Origin of the sequence: Janthinobacterium sp. 1_2014MBL_MicDiv (assembly GCF_001865675.1) — a bacterium.
Classification (GTDB): domain Bacteria; phylum Pseudomonadota; class Gammaproteobacteria; order Burkholderiales; family Burkholderiaceae_D; genus Janthinobacterium.
On the sequence record NZ_CP011319.1, the window covers coordinates 5,657,908 to 5,674,520 of the forward strand.

Sequence of the window (16,613 nt, forward strand, 5' to 3'; positions counted from 1 at the left end):
CGGGTGGCCTTAGACGGCGACGACGGCTTCATCCTCTGAGTTGTCTGGCAGATGCTTGATCGCCTCTTTACCGTGCCCTTGCACTTTGCTTTTGTATTTCATCACTTGCCGGTCCAGCTTGTCGATCAGGGTATCGATCGCGGCATACAGGTCTTGCGCCAGGCTTTCCACATAGACGGTCTTGCCACTCAGACGCAGGTTGACTTCGGCCTTTTGACGCTTTTCTTTCTCTTTGAGGTTGTCCACGGTCAGAATCACGGCGATATCGATAACGTGATCGAAATGACGTTTCACGCGCTCCAGCTTCGTTTGTACGTATTCACGAATGGCTGGTGTCACTTCGAGATGATGTCCGCTGATGGTGAGATTCATACACACTCCTAAAGATGATCGGGTTCGTGCGGTATCCATCGTATCCGGCCCGCAGAGGAACCGAAAAAACTACAAGCACTTACGCAGACTCACTGGCGGAATTTTCAACGCTTCCCGGTATTTGGCAACAGTACGTCGCGCAATCACCATGCCTTGTTCTCCCAGCATGTCCGCAATCTTACTGTCGGATAAAGGATTTTTAGGGTCTTCTGCTCCTGTCAGTTGCACGATCAATGCCCGTATCGCCGTCGATGACGCTTCGCCCCCCGCTTCGGTGGCGACGTGGCTACCAAAGAAATATTTCAACTCGAACATGCCGTGCGGGGTCAGCATGTACTTTTGAGTTGTTACCCGCGAGATAGTACTCTCGTGTAAACCCAGTGTATCAGCTATTTCACGGAGCACAAGGGGGCGCATGGCAACGGCCCCATGCGAGAAAAAGTTCTTTTGTCTTTCTACTATCGCCTGCGCCACGCGCAGGATCGTGTCGAAGCGCTGGCGCATATTCTTGATCAGCCACTTGGCTTCCTGCAACTGTGCACCCATGGCGCCTTCGCCCTTGCCCTGCTTGAGCAGGTTGGCATACATGGCATTGACGCGCAGGCGCGGCATGACGTCATTGTTCAGCGTCACCTGCCAGCCATTGCGCGCGCGCTTGACAACCACGTCCGGCACCACGTAGTCGGAAACGTCGGAAGCGAACACGGCGCCCGGGTGCGGATTGCACAGGCGAATCACGGTCTGCGCCTCGCGCAAGTCTTCGTCGTCGCAATCGAGGGCTTTTTTCAGCTTGTTGAAATCGCGCTGGGCAAACCAGGCCAGGTGCTTTTCCACGATGACGATGGCCATGCGGCGCGTCACCAGGGCGATATGCGGCAAACGCTTGATTTGCAGCGCCAGGCATTCGGAGGCGTTGCGCGCCCCCACGCCTGGCGGATCGAAGCTTTGCAGCAGCGCCAGTGCCGTGCGCAGCTCGTCGGCGTCGATGTCCAGCTCCGCCGGCAGGCGCGCCAGGATGTCGTCGAGCGACTCTTCCAGGTAGCCATTGTCGTCGAGGGCGTCGATGATCAGCTCGACCAGCGCGCGGTCGCGCAATTCGAGCACCGTCACGCGCATCTGCTCCATCAGGTGTTCGCGCAAGGTGCAGTGATGGGCTTCGAGTTGCGGACGGGCATCTTCGTCGTCGGGCGCCTTGCCACGGCTCGCTTCGCTCCAGTCGCTGTCGCCGCCATCCATGGCGGCCGGACTCTCGCCCGCCTCGCCGTCAAACCCATCCGCTTCGGCCGGCGCGGCGGGCGCCTCCTGGCTCGGTGGCTGGGGCGGTGCCTCGGCCGGCGCGGCCGTCGAACTCAAGGCGCCATCGGACAGCAGGCGCAACGAGCGGTCGAGCGGATCGTCGAGACGCTCGAGCAGGGGATTGTCCGTCAACAGCTGCTCTAGCTCCTGGTGCAATTCCAGGGTAGACAATTGCAACAGGCGTATCGATTGCTGCAACTGCGGCGTCAGTGCCAAGTGCTGCGAGGTGCGCAGCTGCAATGATTGTTTCATTGGCTCACATGCGGAAGTGTTCGCCCAGATAGACCCGGCGTACCGACTCGTTCGCGATGATGTCGTCGGGGCGTCCCGACGCCAGCACCGAGCCCTGGTTGATGATGTAGGCACGGTCGCAGATACCCAGCGTCTCGCGTACATTATGGTCGGTGATCAGCACACCGATATTGCGCTCCTTCAAGAAACGCACGATGCGCTGGATTTCGATCACGGCGATCGGGTCGACGCCGGCGAACGGTTCGTCGAGCAGCACGAAACGCGGGTCCGTGGCCAGCGCACGGGCGATTTCCACGCGGCGGCGCTCGCCGCCCGACAGCGACAGGGCCTGGTTCTCGCGCAGCTTTTCAATCTGCAAGTCGGCCAGCAATTTATCCAGGCGCTCCTCGATCTCGGCCTTCGTCAACGGACGGCCTTCGACGGTCTGGATTTCCAGCACGGCGCGGATATTGTCTTCCACCGTCAGCTTGCGGAAAACGGACGCTTCCTGCGGCAGATAGGACAGGCCCATCTGCGCGCGGCGGTGGATCGGCAGCCTGGAAATATCCACGCCGCTGATATCGATGGTACCGCCATCCGACGGCACCAGGCCGACGATCATGTAGAACGAGGTGGTCTTGCCGGCGCCGTTCGGCCCCAGCAGACCCACCACTTCACCGCATTCGACTTGCAGCGAAACATCATGCACGACTTGCCGCTTGCCATAGGTCTTTTGCAGCCCGCGGACGATCAGGGTACTGCCGCAACGTGTATTTTCCATTATTTCTTTCCTGGCGCGGGCGCCGCCGGCGCTTTCTCCGCCGCGGGTGCCTTGGTCTTCGGCTGGATCACCATGCGCACGCTACCGGCGCCCGGGGCGCTGGTGCCGCTGTCACTGTTTTCCATCTTGAACACTTCGTTGCGGCTGTCATATGAAATGAAGGCGCCATTGGCCACATCGGTGATTTTCGTGCCTTCCAGGCGCGTCAGCTTGGCCTTGGAAAACAGTTTCACCACTTCCGTCTTGTTATCGTATTCCACGCGCTCCGCTTCGCCTTCGACCCACAGGTCGCCCGCGCCATCGCGCTTCTGGCGGAAGGTGGCCAGCTTGCCCGGATCGGCCCAGAAGGTGATGAACTGGTAGCCTTGCGGGTCTTCCGTGATCAGGGCCCGCCCCGCCTTCATGGTCAAGGTGCCCTTCACCAGCACCACGTCGCCCGTCAGAGTACGGACTTGCTTGATGTCATCCATCTGGCCGCGCTGGGCCGTGATGACGGCTTCCTTCTCGGAATCGGCCTTCTCGGCATGCGCCGCACCCATCACGCCCAGCGAGCAGACGGTCGACAATAGAGTCAACAGCAAGATGTTCTTCATATTATGGTTTCCTTGTTTCATTCTGTCAGTGTGCCGCCGCGGCCGGGCGCGGTTTCGGCGGGAGGACGATGCGCAGCGCCTGCTGCACTTCCACCACACCGGTGGCGTTATTGGCTTTCATGCCCACGCCGGTCACGTGGGAGACCCCCATCAGCATGTCGACCGGCACGTCCGTTTCCATGCGCTCTTCATCGGGGAACACCGTCAGTGCTTCCGTCTTGAGCGTCAGGTTCTGCGCCTTGGGACTGGCCACGCGGTCGATCACGACCTTGCGGTGCAGCTGCAATCGGGTATTGCCCTCGTCGATATGCGCCAGCTCCGCGTTCATGTTCATCGGCGGCATGCCGGGCGTCAGCTTGCGCACGAAAGGCTGGTCGATATCGGATGAATCATCGGCCGGGTAATGCGTGAGCTTGGTGCCGGATACGATATAGCTGGGCTTGCCAGTCAAATCCATGCGCACCAGGCTGAAATTGGTGATGAAATAGTCGGGTTCGTCCAGGTGCTTGCTGGCCGTGATATCCTGGCCATTCTTGTTCATCACTTCGAGCAGCCAAAAGCTGCCCAGCGCGAACACGACCGCTCCCAGCACGGTAAAAATCATGCGCCAGCGATGGGCGCCTCCTGGCTTACGCATATTGCTTCACTCTTTCAAATGTTACTGGCGGCAAGGCTCGCGCCTCACTCCAGGAACGGCGCCATGACGCGCGCATAGTTGTCCTGTGCACGCAGCAGGAATTCGCAAATCTCGCGCACGGCGCCACGGCCGCCGCCGGCCTGCGTCACGTGGTGCGCCAGGCCCTGCACTTCCGGGCGTCCGCCCGGCACGCTGACGGCAAAACCGACGCGCTTGAGGATGGGTGCATCGATGACGTCGTCGCCGATATAGCCGCATTGTTCTTCCGTCAAGCCCGTCAGCGCCAGCAATTCGCGAAACGGCGTCAGCTTGTCGTGGCCGCCCTGATGCACATGGGTAATACCCAAATCTTGCGCGCGGCGCGCCGTGATGGCCGAGCGGCGCGCGCTGATGATGGCCGTCTGCACGCCCGATTCCTGCAGCAGCTTGATGCCCAGGCCATCATACACATTAAACGTCTTCATCATTTCGCCGTCCGGGCCGAAATGCAGGCTGCCGTCGGTGAGCACGCCATCGACGTCAAAGATCATCAGTTTGACCTTGGCCGCACGCGCCAGGTTGTCCGCCACGCTCTCCATCAGATCACCTTCGCTTGTGTCAGGTCATGAATATGCAGTGCGCCGACCAGTTTGCCATCGGCGTCGACCACCAGCATCTGGTTGATGCGGTACTGCTCCATCACGGCCACGGCATCGACGGCCAGGCGCTCGGGCGCGATGCTGCGCGGCTGCGCATGCATGACGTCGCGGATCGCCACTTTCGTGAAATCCTGCACGCGCTCGAACATGCGGCGCAAGTCGCCGTCGGTAAACACGCCCACGGGGCGGTTGTCCGCGTCGACGACAGCCGTCATGCCCATGCCCTTCTTCGTCATTTCCTCTAGCGCCTGCAGCAACGATGCTTGCACGGCGACTTTCGGCACCTGCTCGCCGCTGCGCATGACGTCATGCACGTGCGTCAGCAGACGGCGGCCCAGGGCGCCGCCCGGGTGCGAGCGGGCGAAATCTTCTTCCTTGAAGCCGCGCAAATCCAGCAGCGCCACAGCCAGCGCATCGCCCAGGGCCAGGGTGACGGTGGTGCTGGCCGTCGGCGCCAGGTTCAGCGGACAGGCTTCTTTCTCAACAGAAATATCCAGATGCACATCGGCCAGCTGGGCCAGGCTCGAATTCGGCTTGCCCGTCATGGCGATCAGCACGCCGCCCATGCGCTTGACGACCGGCATGATGGCCATCAGTTCGGACGATTCGCCCGAGTACGATATGGCAATAAACGCATCGTCCGAGGTGACCATGCCCAGGTCGCCATGGGCCGCTTCGGCCGGATGCACGAACATGGCCGGCGTGCCGGTGGAAGCGAGGGTGGCGGCAATCTTGCGCGCGATATGGCCCGACTTGCCGATGCCCGAGACGACGACACGCCCCTTGCATTCTAGCAACATTGCCACCGCGCGGCCCACACTGTCGTCCGTGGCCAGGCGCGCATGCAGCGCAACGATGGCGTCGGACTCGATCTGCAGGGTGGTGCGCGCCAGCGCCACGGCGCGCTCGGTGGTCGCCTGCATGTCAATTCGATCAAAAGCTTTCAGCATTGTTTTTTCATGGGTTACACTCATGCCCAAAGTATAAACGAATTAGGAAAGCAAAAAACTTGCCAGTCACAACAAACAACGATTTCCACTGAGCTTCCCGGGCAACCCATGTTTTCCTCGCTTGAACTGACCCTGATGTTACTCGGCAGCGCCGTACTGGGCGTGGTCGCTTTCAGAATGTTGCATTTGCCGCCCATGCTGGGCTACCTGGCGGTCGGCATCGTCATCGGCCCCCATGCGCTGGGCCTGGCGGCGGAAAACGAAGCGAGCCATACGCTGGCCGAGTTCGGCGTCGTCTTCCTGATGTTTTCCATCGGACTGGAATTTTCGCTACCCAAGTTTCTCGCCATGCGGCGCATCGTCTTCGGCCTCGGCATGGCGCAAGTGGTCACCACCATCGTCGCCACCGTCGTCTTCGGCTGGTTCGTCGCCCGCTACCTGTCCGCCTACATCCACCTGAGCTGGCAAGCCGCATTCGCCCTGGGCGGCGCGCTGGCCATGTCGTCGACGGCCATCGTCTCGAAAATGCTCACGGAACGGCTGGAACTGGAAAGCGAACACGGCCGCAAGATCATCGGCATCCTGCTGTTCCAGGACCTGGCCGTCGTGCCTTTGCTGATCCTCATCCCCGCCCTGACGCGCGATTCGGACAACCTGGCCGAAACCCTGGCCTGGGCCGGCGGCAAGGCGCTGGTCGTGCTGATCTTGCTGCTGTTCATCGGCCAGAAGATGGTGCGCGGCTGGCTGACCATCGTCGCCAAGCGCCGCTCGCAAGAGCTGTTCATGCTCAACCTGCTCCTGATCACGCTCGGTGCGGCCTGGATTACGGAACGGGCCGGGCTGTCGCTGGCCCTGGGCGCCTTCGTGGCCGGCATGCTCATTTCCGAGACGGAATTCAAGCACCAGGTGGAAGAGGATATCAAGCCATTCCGCGACGTGCTGCTGGGCCTGTTCTTCATCACCGTCGGCATGCTGCTCAATATCCGCGTCGTGCTCGACAACTGGTGGCTGGTGCTGCTCTTGCTGTGCGGCCCCGTGCTGCTGAAGTTTGCCCTGATCGCGGGCCTGGCCCGGCTGTTCGGCTCGTCGACGGGCGTTTCGCTGCGCACGGGCCTGGCGCTGGCGCAGGCGGGCGAATTCGGCTTCGTCCTGCTGAACCTGGCCGGCGGCATCAAGCTGATGGACCCCTTCGTCGTGCAGGTGGTGCTGGCGTCGATGGTGCTGTCGATGCTGGTGGCGCCCTTCCTCATCGCCAAGTCGGACGCCATCGTCATGAAACTGGCGGCCAACGACTGGATGATGCAGTCGCTGGCGCTGACCAGGATCGCCACGCGCACCATGGCGTCGCAAAAACATGTGCTGATCGCCGGCTTCGGGCGCAGCGGGCAAAGCCTGGCCACCCTGCTGGCGGAAGAAAAGATCGAATACCACGCGCTGGACCTGGACCCGGAACGGGTGCAGGAGGCGCAGCTGGCGGGCGCCCACGTATCGTATGGCGACGCGGGCCGGCGCGAAAGCCTGGTGGCGGCCGGCATCTACCGCGCCAGCGCCGTCGTGATCACGTATGCCAACACACCGTCGGCGCTCAAATTATTGCATTTGCTCAATGAGCTGGCGCCCACCTTGCCCGTCATCGTGCGCAGCCACGACGACAGCGACCTCGACCAGCTGAAAAAGGCGGGCGCGGCCGAAGTGGTGCCGGAATTGATGGAAGGCAGCCTGATGCTGGCCTCGCACGCCTTGATCATGATGGGCGTGCCGCTGCGCCGCGTCGTGCACCGCGTGCAGGCGGCGCGCGAAGAGCGCTATGCGTCGCTGCGCGGCTATTTCCACGGCACCAGCGACGCCGGCGACGATGCCGAGCTGGAACGCCTGCACACGGTCACCGTCAGCGACGGCGCCCAGTGCGTGGGCTTGCCCCTGAGCACGATCGACGTGGCCGCCTGCGGCGCCTTTGTGACGGCCATCCGCCGCGGCCGCGGCCGCCTTGAAGTCACGCCCGAGACCCAGCTGGCCATCGGCGACGTGGTGGTGCTGCGCGGCACAGCCGACGCCGTAGCCAAAGCAGAAACATTGCTACTGAAATAATTATTCGCCCTGCGCCTGCCAGCTGACGACACGGTTGCGTCCACCGGCCTTGGCCTGGTACAGGGCCTGGTCCGCGTGCGCCACCAGTTGCTGCGCCACGGCTTCGATGGCTAGCAGCGCCGCGTCCGCCTCGAGGCTGGCCACGCCGATCGACACGCTGACCCACGTTTGCGCGCTGCCCGGCAAGTCGAACATGGTGTCGGCGATGCTGGCGCGGATGCGCTCGGCCACGAAAGTGGCGCTATCGAGGTCGGCATCGATCAGCAGCACGACGAATTCCTCGCCGCCGAAGCGTCCCAGCGCATCGGAGCGGCGCAATTCCTTGCGGATGCGCGTGGCCACTTCGCGCAGCACCTCATCGCCGCCCTGGTGGCCATGCGTGTCATTGACCAGCTTGAAGTGGTCGATGTCGATATACATACATGAAATACAATAATTCTGGCGCCGCGCGCGGGCGATTTCCTCCAGCAGGCGGCGGTCGATATAGCGCCGGTTGTAGACGCCCGTCAGCGAATCGGTCAGGCCGATGTATTTCAGCATTTCATTGCTGATCACGTTTTCCAGGCAAATGGCGATGATGGATGCCATGTGCTTGATGAAGTCCGTGCCCAGCGCGGGCGTAAAACGCGTCACGTCGCTGCTGGCCAGGTTCAGGCTGCCGATCAGGCGCTTGTTGCGCAGCAAGGGCACCAGCGCCACGCTGCGCAAGGGAACGCTGATTTCAGGAAAGCGCGGGCCATGCACGGCCGCGTCGAACGCCCCCAGCAGCGGCATGGGCGGCAGGGCCGCCTCGCCCTCGGCCACGGGCGCTTGCGGCGCAAATCCCAGCTGCGCCACTTCATGCACGAACAGCAACTGCGGGAAGGCGCTGAAGTCGACGCCCAGCTTTTCCATCACCAGCACGATATCGTCATCCTCGTCGAGCAGGCTCAGGGTCACGCCGTCGAGGTCGGAAATCACGGGCAAGGTGCGAAAAATGGTGCCGATCAATTCGGGAAACGTGGACGCGCCGACGATTTCCAGGTCGAACGCCTGGTGGCGGCACATGATGTCGTGGTTGCGCTCGACCTGTTCCAGCAGGAAAGCCATGCGCGCACGCAAGGCCTGGTTCTCGGCTTCGAGGCTGGCAATGCGCTGGGCCGGCGCGTTGGCATCGCTCCCCGGCTGGCCTGGCTCTGGCGAAATTGCTTGATTCATAGAAACCTTAAACCCTTGTGTGCGGGCGCCATGCTTAAAATGCCAGTTCGAAACCGATGTCCTGCCCCACCACGATACGCTCATCGCCGCCTTGCGTGACGATGGCATTCATGCCGAAGCAGATGGCGCCGTCGAGCTCGGGCTTGGCGCGGTAGCCGTACATGACGTCGAGCGGGTCCGGTCCCGGCACGCCCGTGGCCTGGTCCACCGAGGGAATCGGGCAGCGCGAACACGGCTTGACGGGTTTGAGCACGGTGGCGCCAAATTGCAGGAAGTCGGCGTAATCCTCCTCGAAGGGGCCGATGCCGCCGATCACCAGGTTCGGCCGGAAACGGTTCATCGGCAGCGCGTCGCGGCCGGCAGCGCGCAGCTTGTCATTGACGTCATCGAGCGAGGCGGCACCGGCGACCAGCACGGGGTAGCCATCGGCAAACATGGTCGACGCGGCCACGCCATCGGTCCACTTGGCGCTGGTGGCGCGCACTACGTCCGGGTGGAAGCGCACGAGGCGGCACGGCACGCCGATGGCATTGGAAAACCAGGCGGCCGTGACGTCGTCGCAATCGTAGGCGCGCAGCGTATCGTCCCACACGTGCACGTCCAGCATGGGCGCGCGTTGCGGATCGGGCAAACCCAGTTCGATTTCCAGGCGCAGCATGCCCGGCGCGCGCAGCTCCAGCGTGCTGGCCTTGATGCGCGGCACGATCAGCGCCATGCGCGGGTGTTCGCGCTGGGTCAGGAAGCGGCCCTGTTCGTCCACCACCATCCATTCGCGGTCGAACACGTGCTCGCTCATCAACCCGGTATGCGTCAGGACCGCCTCGCGCAGGTGGATGCCGGCGCAGGATTTGATGGGGTACAGAATGATGTCGGACAGGATAGCCATGGGCCGGGGCAGTATCTCAGCTTCTGCCAGGAAATTGTTCAGAAGCGAAGTATGGCAGCAAAGCGGGCAAGCGTAAATCGGCCAAGTAGGTCGTGGGAAATTATTGTGACGTTATGACGAACAGAACCGGATGCTCTGCAAGGCGCCCGCTGCGAAGCATTGCAAGCACTGCCAGCAGCGGGCAAGGCCGCAGGGCGCCGGGCATGGAAGTCGGACATCCAATAATTTATTACGCCCTGCTTAAGCTCAGCCGATAAGGCTGGCCCGGCGCAGCGGCGATCAGTACGTGTAGAAGATACGCTGGATTTCTTGCGTGCTATTCGTCTTGGTCAAGGCCAGCATCAGCAGGATGCGGGCTTTTTGCGGGTTCAGCGTATCGGAGACAACACTATCGAGTTCATCGTCATTGGCTTCGCCATTGCGCGCCACGATACCCTGGCCGACGCGGCTCGAACGCACGATCAGTACGCCCTTCTGGCGCGCTTCCACCAGGGCCGGCTTCATTTGCGCGGCCACGCTGCCATCGCCCACGCCCGCATGGATGATGCCCTTGGCGCCGGCGGCGATGAAGGCGTCGATGCCGACGCGGTTCATATTGGCGTAGCCGTAGACGATGTCCACTTGCGGCAAGGCATCGAGCTTGCTGATGTCAAATTCCGCTTCCAAGGTGTGCTTGCGCGTCGACTGGCGGTAAAAGAAGGCCTTGCTGCCCTGGATGTAGCCGAGCATGCCCAGTTCCGGCGACTTGAAGGTGTCGGTGGTGGACGTGTTCGTTTTCGTCACTTCGCGCGCGGCGTTGATCTGGTCGTTCAAGGCCACTAGCACGCCCTTGCCCACGGCTTCCTTGCTGCCCGCCAGCATGACGGCGTTGTACAGGTTGATCGGGCCATCGGCCGAGATGGCCGTCGATGGCCGCATGGCGCCCACCACCACCACCGGTTTGTGGCTCTTCACGGTGAGGTTCAGGAAATACGCCGTTTCCTCGATGGTGTCGGTGCCGTGCGTGACGACCACGCCATCCACCTCGGGCGACGCCAGCAGCACGTTGATGCGCTTGGCCAGGGTCAGCCAGTGTTCGTTGCCCATGCTTTCGCTGGCGATCTGGAACACTTGCTCGCCTTTCACGTTGGCCACTTTCTTCAGTTCCGGCACGGCGGCGATCAGGCGCTCGACGCCCACGGTGGCCGAGGTGTAGCCGACGGTGGTGGTGCTGTCGGCGCCGCTGCCGGCGATGGTGCCGCCCGTGGCCAGGATCACCACGTTCGGCAATTTGACGGCCGCTTGCTGCGCGCGCGCAGGCGAGGCGGCGACAAAGCCCATCAGCAAGGTAGCCAGCATCAGCTGTGCACAAGAATGGAATTTACGTGAAAACATGGTGCTCCTGTGAGGTGATATGTCAAAGATAACAAAGTCGTGTGCAAATTATATGTCATCGCTGCCCGGACAAATCCCCAATTCATCCAAGCCGCGCAAACGTGCGCGCCCGCCCATGCGCTACAGTGGCGCCATGTCCACACACTCCCGCTCCTGACCATGCGACGCCGCCTTGTTCCCGCCCTGCTCCTGGCCACGCTTGCCGCCTGCTCCACGCAGGTGGAACTGCGCATGGCGGCGCAGCAGGAACAGTTCGGACGCGCAGCGGCCAGCCAGGGCGACTGGGCGCAAGCCATGCGCAGCTACGCGGCGGCCGTGGACAATGTCGAACTGGGCCGGGGCGACCTCGCGTGGCAGGCGCGGCTGCATCACCAGGCGGGACGCGCCGCCAGCGCCGCCTGCCGCTACGACGCGGCCGAATTTCATTTTCGCAATGCCATCGCGCTGGCGAAACGCAGCACGCAATCGAGTGCCCTCAGCTACAAGGCGCTGATCGACCTGTATGAACGCCAGGGCAAGACGGCGGAAGCGCTGGCCGTGCGCAACGAACTGGGCTGGCATCAATCGTGGGCGCTGGGCGCGTTTGCCGACCTGGAATCGCTGCCTGTCGGCCAGCCTTGCGGCACGCCGCCATAGCCGCACTGCATGGGAGTTGGCGATGCACATCGCACGCACGTTGCTGGCAACATCCGTTCTCTGCGCCGCGCTGGCGCCGGCGTATGCCGCCGAACCCGCCCTGCCCCTGTGGGAAGCGGGCGTGTTTGGCGGCACGGCCGTCACGCCCGCCTATCCCGGCGCCAGCGAGCGCTCGACGCGCACGCTGGCCCTGTCCTATCTGATTTATCGCGGGAAAGTGTTGCGCGCCGACCGCTCCGGCGTGGGTGCGCGCCTGTTCGATACGGACCGACTCGACTTCGATATCGGTTTCGCGCTGTCCTTGCCGGCCCGCTCCAGCGACGTGCCGGCCCGGCGCGGCATGCCGGACCTCGGCACGCTGGTGGAATTTGGCCCGCGCCTGAAGGTCAAGCTGGCCGAACCGACCCGCAATAGCCGCCTGGGCCTGGAGCTGCCCTTGCGCGCCGTCATCGAAGCGCGCGGCGGCCTGCGCCGCCAGGGCGCCACCTTCGAACCGCGCCTCGTGTACGCGCTGCAAGGCGATGACCAGGCGTGGCAGCTGGACGCCAGCGCCGGCGCCGTGCTGGGCAATGCCGCCATCAACGACTATTTTTATGGCGTCAGCCCCGCATTTGCCACCGATCAACGCCCTGCATACGCGGCCAAAAGCGGGCTGATGCTCACCCGCCTGGGCCTGGGCGGTTCGTACCGGCTGCACCCGGACTGGCGCGCCTTTGCCTTTGTTCGCTACGATACGTACACGGGCGCCGCCAACCGCGCCAGTCCGCTGCTGCGCCAGAACAGCGGCACCTCGGCCGGCATCGGCCTGCTGTGGACGTGGCGCCGCTCGGGCAGTCCAGCGCGCGGCGCCGATGACTAAGCGGCGCAGACAAAAAATATTGCATCCAAGAAAAAATTATAGATAATGGCAAGTCTGGCTTGCGTGGCATCCGCCGCGCGCCAGCACATTGTCCATGGCCGCCAGCAAACTCATTCCCATTACCCTGCTTGCCGCGCTGTTGCCCGCGTGCCGCAGCATGCCGCCGTATGCCGGGCCGCACGGCCCCGGCACGCCCGCCATCATCGAGGCTTACCAGTCGCCGCTGAGTTTTTGCGGCTTGCTCACGCCCGGCGTCTGCCATGCCGACATCTTGCTGATCGATAAAAGCAAGCTGGCCAGCGAGGCGCCCGAAATCGCGCTCGACGGCGGTCAGCACCGCCTCGTCGTGCGTTGCCTGAGCAATACAACCCTGGCCACGGGCGGCAATGAAACCTCGATCCACATGTTCCGCATGCATTTCCAGCCCGGCGCCCGCTACCGCTTCGACGCCAAGGTCATCGACAACCGCTGCCAGCTGGCCATTGCCGACAAGGCCAGCGGCACGCGCAGCGAAGCGCTGGAAACGTATTAAAAGTCCATCGTCCCCGACAGCATGAAGGTACGCGGCGCGCCCAAGCCCAGGCTGGTCCATTGCGGCAGCGCCCAGTACGCCTTGTTGCCCACGTTGCTGACGCTGGCGCGCAAGGTCAGGGGCCGGCCCGCCGCGCGGGTGGCGTAGCGCGCACCCAGGTCATACACGGTACGGCCCGGTACCGACAGGGAATTGTCCTCGTTGATGTATTGCTTCGACGCCGACGTCGCGTTCGCCGTCAGGGTCAGGCCCGGCACGGGTGGCGCATCCCATTCCACGCCCAGCTTGGCCTGCAGCCTGGGCACGCCGGCCGCCTGCTTGCCCTGATTGACGCCGTTATTTGTCCTCGCCAGGGTTGGATCCACGTACGCGACGCCGCCCATCAGGCGCACGTCGCGCACGGGCGAACCGAAGAAGCCCCAGTCGATGCCGCGGTTGCGCTGCTCGCCGCCAAATGAAAAGACATTGCTGACGGGGTCGACATAGCTGCTGGGCCGCTTGATTTCATACACGCTCAGCGTATGGGCGAATTCTCCCAGGTCGAGCTTGACGCCAGCCTCCATCTGCCTGGACTTGTATGGCGCAAAGACCTCCCCCGCGTTGGCCGCCGTCATGGGCGCTGTCGCCCCCTGGCTCAAGCCTTCGATGTAATTGGCGTACAGCGACAGATTCCTGGCAGCCTTGACCAGCAGGGCGGCGGCCGGCGTCGTGGCGGCCGCGTCATAGCGCGAAGTGCGCGCACCCGACTTCACGTTGAAACTGTCGTTGAGCACTTCCTGGCGTCGCAAGCCCACCGTCAGCTGCACTTGATCCTGCGCAAACGACAGCGTATCGACGAGGCCATAGCTGGCCAGGCGCAATGTCGTCTTCGATATTTGCGGTGCGTCAAAGCGCGTGGCCGGACCCCAGACGGGATGATAGATATTCGTGATCCAGTCCTTGTCCAGCACATTGCGGCGGCCGAACTGCTTGTCCGTATGGTGGTAATACGTGGCGTTCGCCGCCCATTGGTGGCCAACGCTTCCCGTGCGGAACTTGCCCTTGACGCCCGCTTCCGCCGACTGTTTTTCCAGGTTGAACCCCAGGTCGGCCAGGTTGGTGCGGTAGTCGCCGGCCGTATTGAAAACCTGGATCAGGTAGGCGCCCGTCGACTGGTAGTCGGCCTTGCTGGCGCCGATGGCCGCATACGCCATCACCTGTTCGTTGACGTCATACTCGCCGCGCAGCATCACGCCCTTGTCCTTCGTGTCATAGAAGGCCCAGCTGGGATTGAGCAAGGTCTCCGCTTTCGGCGGACGCGGCACGGACAAGCCGGCGGCCAGGTTGACACCCCGGTTCAAGCCCCGCGCGCGGTCTTCGCTGCTGTAGAGGTCGGCGGAAAGACGCGCGCCGTCGCCACGCCAGTCGAGCCCCACGGAGGCGAGCTGGGTCTTCTTTTTCTGGTGGTCGATGGCGCCGTCGCCATCGCGGTAGACGCCATTGACGCGGATGCCGAATTGTTTATGCTCGCCAAAACGCTGTCCCAGATCAATATGGCCGCCCCACTGCGCATCGGACATGTACGACGCCGTCACGCGCGCCAGCGGCGCATCGCCCGCGCGCTTGGGCACGAGGTTGATGCTGCCGCCCACCGAGCCTCCCGGCGGCATGCCATTGAGCAAGGCCGATGGCCCTTTCAGCACTTCGATGCGCTCGAACATTTCGGGCGACGTGCGGTACACGGGCGAGATGCCGAACAGGCCGCCAAACGCGACATCGCTGGTGCCGGAACTGAAACCGCGAATCGAGTAATTTTCGCCGATGATGCCCGTCATGCCGCTGCTGAAAACGGTGGGATCCGTGGCCGAAATCACGTCGGTGATGTCGCGGGCCTGGCGGTCTTCGATGAATTTATCCGTATAGCTGATGGTGTTGAACGGCGTTTCCATGAAATCCTTGTCGCCCAAAAACCCAACGCGGCCGCCGGACGCCACCTGTCCGCCCGCGTAGGCATCGGTCACGCTGTTGCCTTTGCCCCAGACCGTCACGGCCGGCATGGTTGCCGCCGCCTCGGCCGCCGCGCCCTGCGCCTGCAGGCTCTCGCGGCGCACCGTGTAGCTGCCATTGCCTTCGCGCACGGCCTGCAAGCCGTGGCCGCGCAGCAAGGCGTAAAAACCCTCGGCCACGCCGTAGCTGCCCGACAGTCCCGCGCTGCTCTTGCCTTGCAGCAGCGCCGCATCCACCGTCAGCTCCACGCCCGCCTCCGCCGCGAAGGTGTTGAGCGCCAGGCCCAGCGAACCGGGCGGCACGCTGAACGCTTGCCGCGCTTGCGCCGCCTGCGCGAACGCCTGCGGGGCCGCCATGCCCAGCGCACCCACGGTCAAGCCCGTGATCAGCGCCAGTTGCACGGCGGTGGCGATGCGGCTCAGGTTCAAGGCGGGGAGGTGGCGCGTTGCCATGCGTTGGGTCATAAAGTAAATCCTTTCAGATGGGATGATTGCTTGTTCTCACCCTATCTCCCGAACGAAAAGGCAAAACCCTCAATGCAAATACGACTCATTACGAAAAAAATAGTCTCTATCATTGATAGCCCTTGAGCACATCGTCGATCAGCAGTTTCAGCGACGTCACGCTGGCCGCCGTGATGTACCAGGCATCGGCATCGACGAAGACGACGCGGCCGTTCTTCCAGGCATTGGTCTGGCGCAACAGCGGATTGGCCATCTGCTCGGCCGTCATGACGGGACGGCGCTCCATCACGGCCGTGCGGTCCACCACGTAAAGGATGTCGGGATTGGCTTGCTGGATGAATTCGCTGGATATCGGCTGGCCGTGCAAGCCCGCCTCGACGGCCGTGCTGGCCGGCTTCACGCCCAGCGCGTCGAAGACGAAGCCGTAGCGCGACTGCACGCCAAACGCGCTGAAGGCGCCGTTGTTGTGCATCACGATCAGGGCCTTCTCGGGACGTTCCTGCGTCACCTGGCGCACCGCGGCCACCTTCGCATCGAGCTCGGCGGCTTTCTGGCGGGCCACGTCTTCCTTGCCGAAGATGCGTCCCAGCGTCAGCAGATGCTCCTTGACGACGTCGATGTGCTTGCCCTGGCTATTCTGGAAGTCCACGTCGAAGTGCAGGGTGGGGGCGATCTGGCTCAGCTCCATGTAGTGGTTGGCCTGGATCGACGTCATCAGCACCAGGTCTGGCTGCAGCGCATGCAGATGCTCGAGGTTGGGCTGCACGATGGCGCCCAGGTCGCGGATGCCCGCGTCGTCCTTGTAGCGCGTGAGGAAATGCGGCACGTAGTCCTTCACCATGCCGGCCACGGGCACGCCCAGCTGGTCGAGGAAATCGACCTCGTTCATGTCGAGCACGGCCACACGGTGCGGACGGTGGGGTATCACGGTCGCGCCCAGCTTGTGTTCGATCGTGATGGGAGTAAACGCTTGCTGCGAGGCGGAAGCGGCAGGCGCCGGCGGCGTGCTCGCCGTCTTGTCGGCGCAGCCCTGCAAGGCGGCCACGGCGGTGAGCAGCACGGCAAGCGCGCAGAAAGGTTGGTTCCAGATCAT

16 protein-coding genes are annotated in these 16,613 nt (G+C 63.2%); 4 read left to right on the forward strand and 12 right to left on the reverse strand.

Translation table 11 applies throughout. From position 1 onward, the window contains the following. Positions 1-9: 9 nt before the first annotated feature. From hpf to YQ44_RS24530, 7 genes are all read right to left on the reverse strand, one after another. The gene (gene hpf / locus YQ44_RS24500) at positions 10-372 is read right to left on the reverse strand and encodes a ribosome hibernation-promoting factor, HPF/YfiA family (RefSeq protein WP_071325606.1); all 363 of its coding nucleotides are present in this window, start codon (positions 370-372) and stop codon (positions 10-12) included. Between the two features lie 69 nt (positions 373-441). Next, positions 442-1,920: an RNA polymerase factor sigma-54 gene (locus YQ44_RS24505; protein ID WP_071325607.1), complete on the reverse strand. Its 1,479-nt coding sequence runs from the start codon at positions 1,918-1,920 to the stop codon at positions 442-444. Positions 1,921-1,924: 4 nt separating this feature from the next. Then, positions 1,925-2,680 (reverse strand): LPS export ABC transporter ATP-binding protein, encoded by a 756-nt coding sequence (gene lptB, locus YQ44_RS24510; protein WP_071325608.1) that lies wholly within the window; start codon positions 2,678-2,680, stop codon positions 1,925-1,927. Continuing rightward, on the reverse strand, positions 2,680-3,273 hold the full coding sequence (gene lptA / locus YQ44_RS24515; RefSeq protein ID WP_071325609.1) for a lipopolysaccharide transport periplasmic protein LptA: 594 nt from the start codon (positions 3,271-3,273) through the stop codon (positions 2,680-2,682). Before lptA ends, lptB begins: the two co-directional genes overlap by 1 nt. A 25-nt stretch (positions 3,274-3,298) precedes the next feature. Then, positions 3,299-3,910 (reverse strand): LPS export ABC transporter periplasmic protein LptC, encoded by a 612-nt coding sequence (gene lptC / locus YQ44_RS24520; protein ID WP_071325610.1) that lies wholly within the window; start codon positions 3,908-3,910, stop codon positions 3,299-3,301. Between the two features lie 44 nt (positions 3,911-3,954). After that, positions 3,955-4,488: a KdsC family phosphatase gene (locus tag YQ44_RS24525; protein WP_071325611.1), complete on the reverse strand. Its 534-nt coding sequence runs from the start codon at positions 4,486-4,488 to the stop codon at positions 3,955-3,957. Next, on the reverse strand, positions 4,488-5,498 hold the full coding sequence (locus YQ44_RS24530) for a KpsF/GutQ family sugar-phosphate isomerase (RefSeq protein ID WP_083412032.1): 1,011 nt from the start codon (positions 5,496-5,498) through the stop codon (positions 4,488-4,490). Before YQ44_RS24530 ends, YQ44_RS24525 begins: the two co-directional genes overlap by 1 nt. A gap of 108 nt (positions 5,499-5,606) precedes the next feature. Between YQ44_RS24530 and YQ44_RS24535 the strand changes: the two genes are divergently transcribed. Next, positions 5,607-7,586 carry a monovalent cation:proton antiporter family protein gene (locus tag YQ44_RS24535; protein ID WP_071325612.1) on the forward strand — a complete coding sequence of 660 codons (1,980 nt, stop codon included), beginning with the start codon at positions 5,607-5,609 and terminating at the stop codon, positions 7,584-7,586. Here the strand turns inward: YQ44_RS24535 and YQ44_RS24540 are convergent, their stop codons facing one another. The 3 genes from YQ44_RS24540 to YQ44_RS24550 all read right to left on the reverse strand — a co-directional run bounded on the left by YQ44_RS24540 (position 7,587) and on the right by YQ44_RS24550 (position 11,043). Beyond that, positions 7,587-8,783, reverse strand: a complete 1,197-nt coding sequence (locus YQ44_RS24540) for a GGDEF domain-containing protein (RefSeq protein ID WP_071325613.1) — start codon at positions 8,781-8,783, stop codon at positions 7,587-7,589. Between the two features lie 34 nt (positions 8,784-8,817). Continuing rightward, positions 8,818-9,669: an MOSC domain-containing protein gene (locus YQ44_RS24545; protein WP_071325614.1), complete on the reverse strand. Its 852-nt coding sequence runs from the start codon at positions 9,667-9,669 to the stop codon at positions 8,818-8,820. A gap of 279 nt (positions 9,670-9,948) precedes the next feature. Continuing rightward, positions 9,949-11,043 (reverse strand): type II asparaginase, encoded by a 1,095-nt coding sequence (locus YQ44_RS24550; protein WP_071325615.1) that lies wholly within the window; start codon positions 11,041-11,043, stop codon positions 9,949-9,951. Positions 11,044-11,202: 159 nt separating this feature from the next. On the opposite strand from YQ44_RS24550, the gene YQ44_RS24555 reads away from it, so the two are divergent. The 3 genes from YQ44_RS24555 (at position 11,203) to YQ44_RS24565 (ending at position 13,070) form a co-directional block, all read left to right on the forward strand. Beyond that, a complete protein-coding gene (locus YQ44_RS24555; protein ID WP_156894973.1) occupies positions 11,203-11,679 on the forward strand; it encodes a hypothetical protein in 477 nt (158 codons plus the stop codon). A 22-nt stretch (positions 11,680-11,701) separates the two neighbouring features. Next, the gene (locus YQ44_RS24560) at positions 11,702-12,538 is read left to right on the forward strand and encodes a MipA/OmpV family protein (RefSeq protein ID WP_071326742.1); all 837 of its coding nucleotides are present in this window, start codon (positions 11,702-11,704) and stop codon (positions 12,536-12,538) included. A gap of 94 nt (positions 12,539-12,632) precedes the next feature. Next, positions 12,633-13,070: a hypothetical protein gene (locus tag YQ44_RS24565; protein WP_071325617.1), complete on the forward strand. Its 438-nt coding sequence runs from the start codon at positions 12,633-12,635 to the stop codon at positions 13,068-13,070. Here the strand turns inward: YQ44_RS24565 and YQ44_RS24570 are convergent. Then, a complete protein-coding gene (locus tag YQ44_RS24570) occupies positions 13,067-15,520 on the reverse strand; it encodes a TonB-dependent receptor (protein ID WP_071325618.1) in 2,454 nt (817 codons plus the stop codon). The two genes, YQ44_RS24565 and YQ44_RS24570, sit on opposite strands and share 4 nt — an antisense overlap. A 109-nt stretch (positions 15,521-15,629) precedes the next feature. Further along, positions 15,630-16,613 (reverse strand): siderophore ABC transporter substrate-binding protein, encoded by a 984-nt coding sequence (locus tag YQ44_RS24575; protein WP_071325619.1) that lies wholly within the window; start codon positions 16,611-16,613, stop codon positions 15,630-15,632.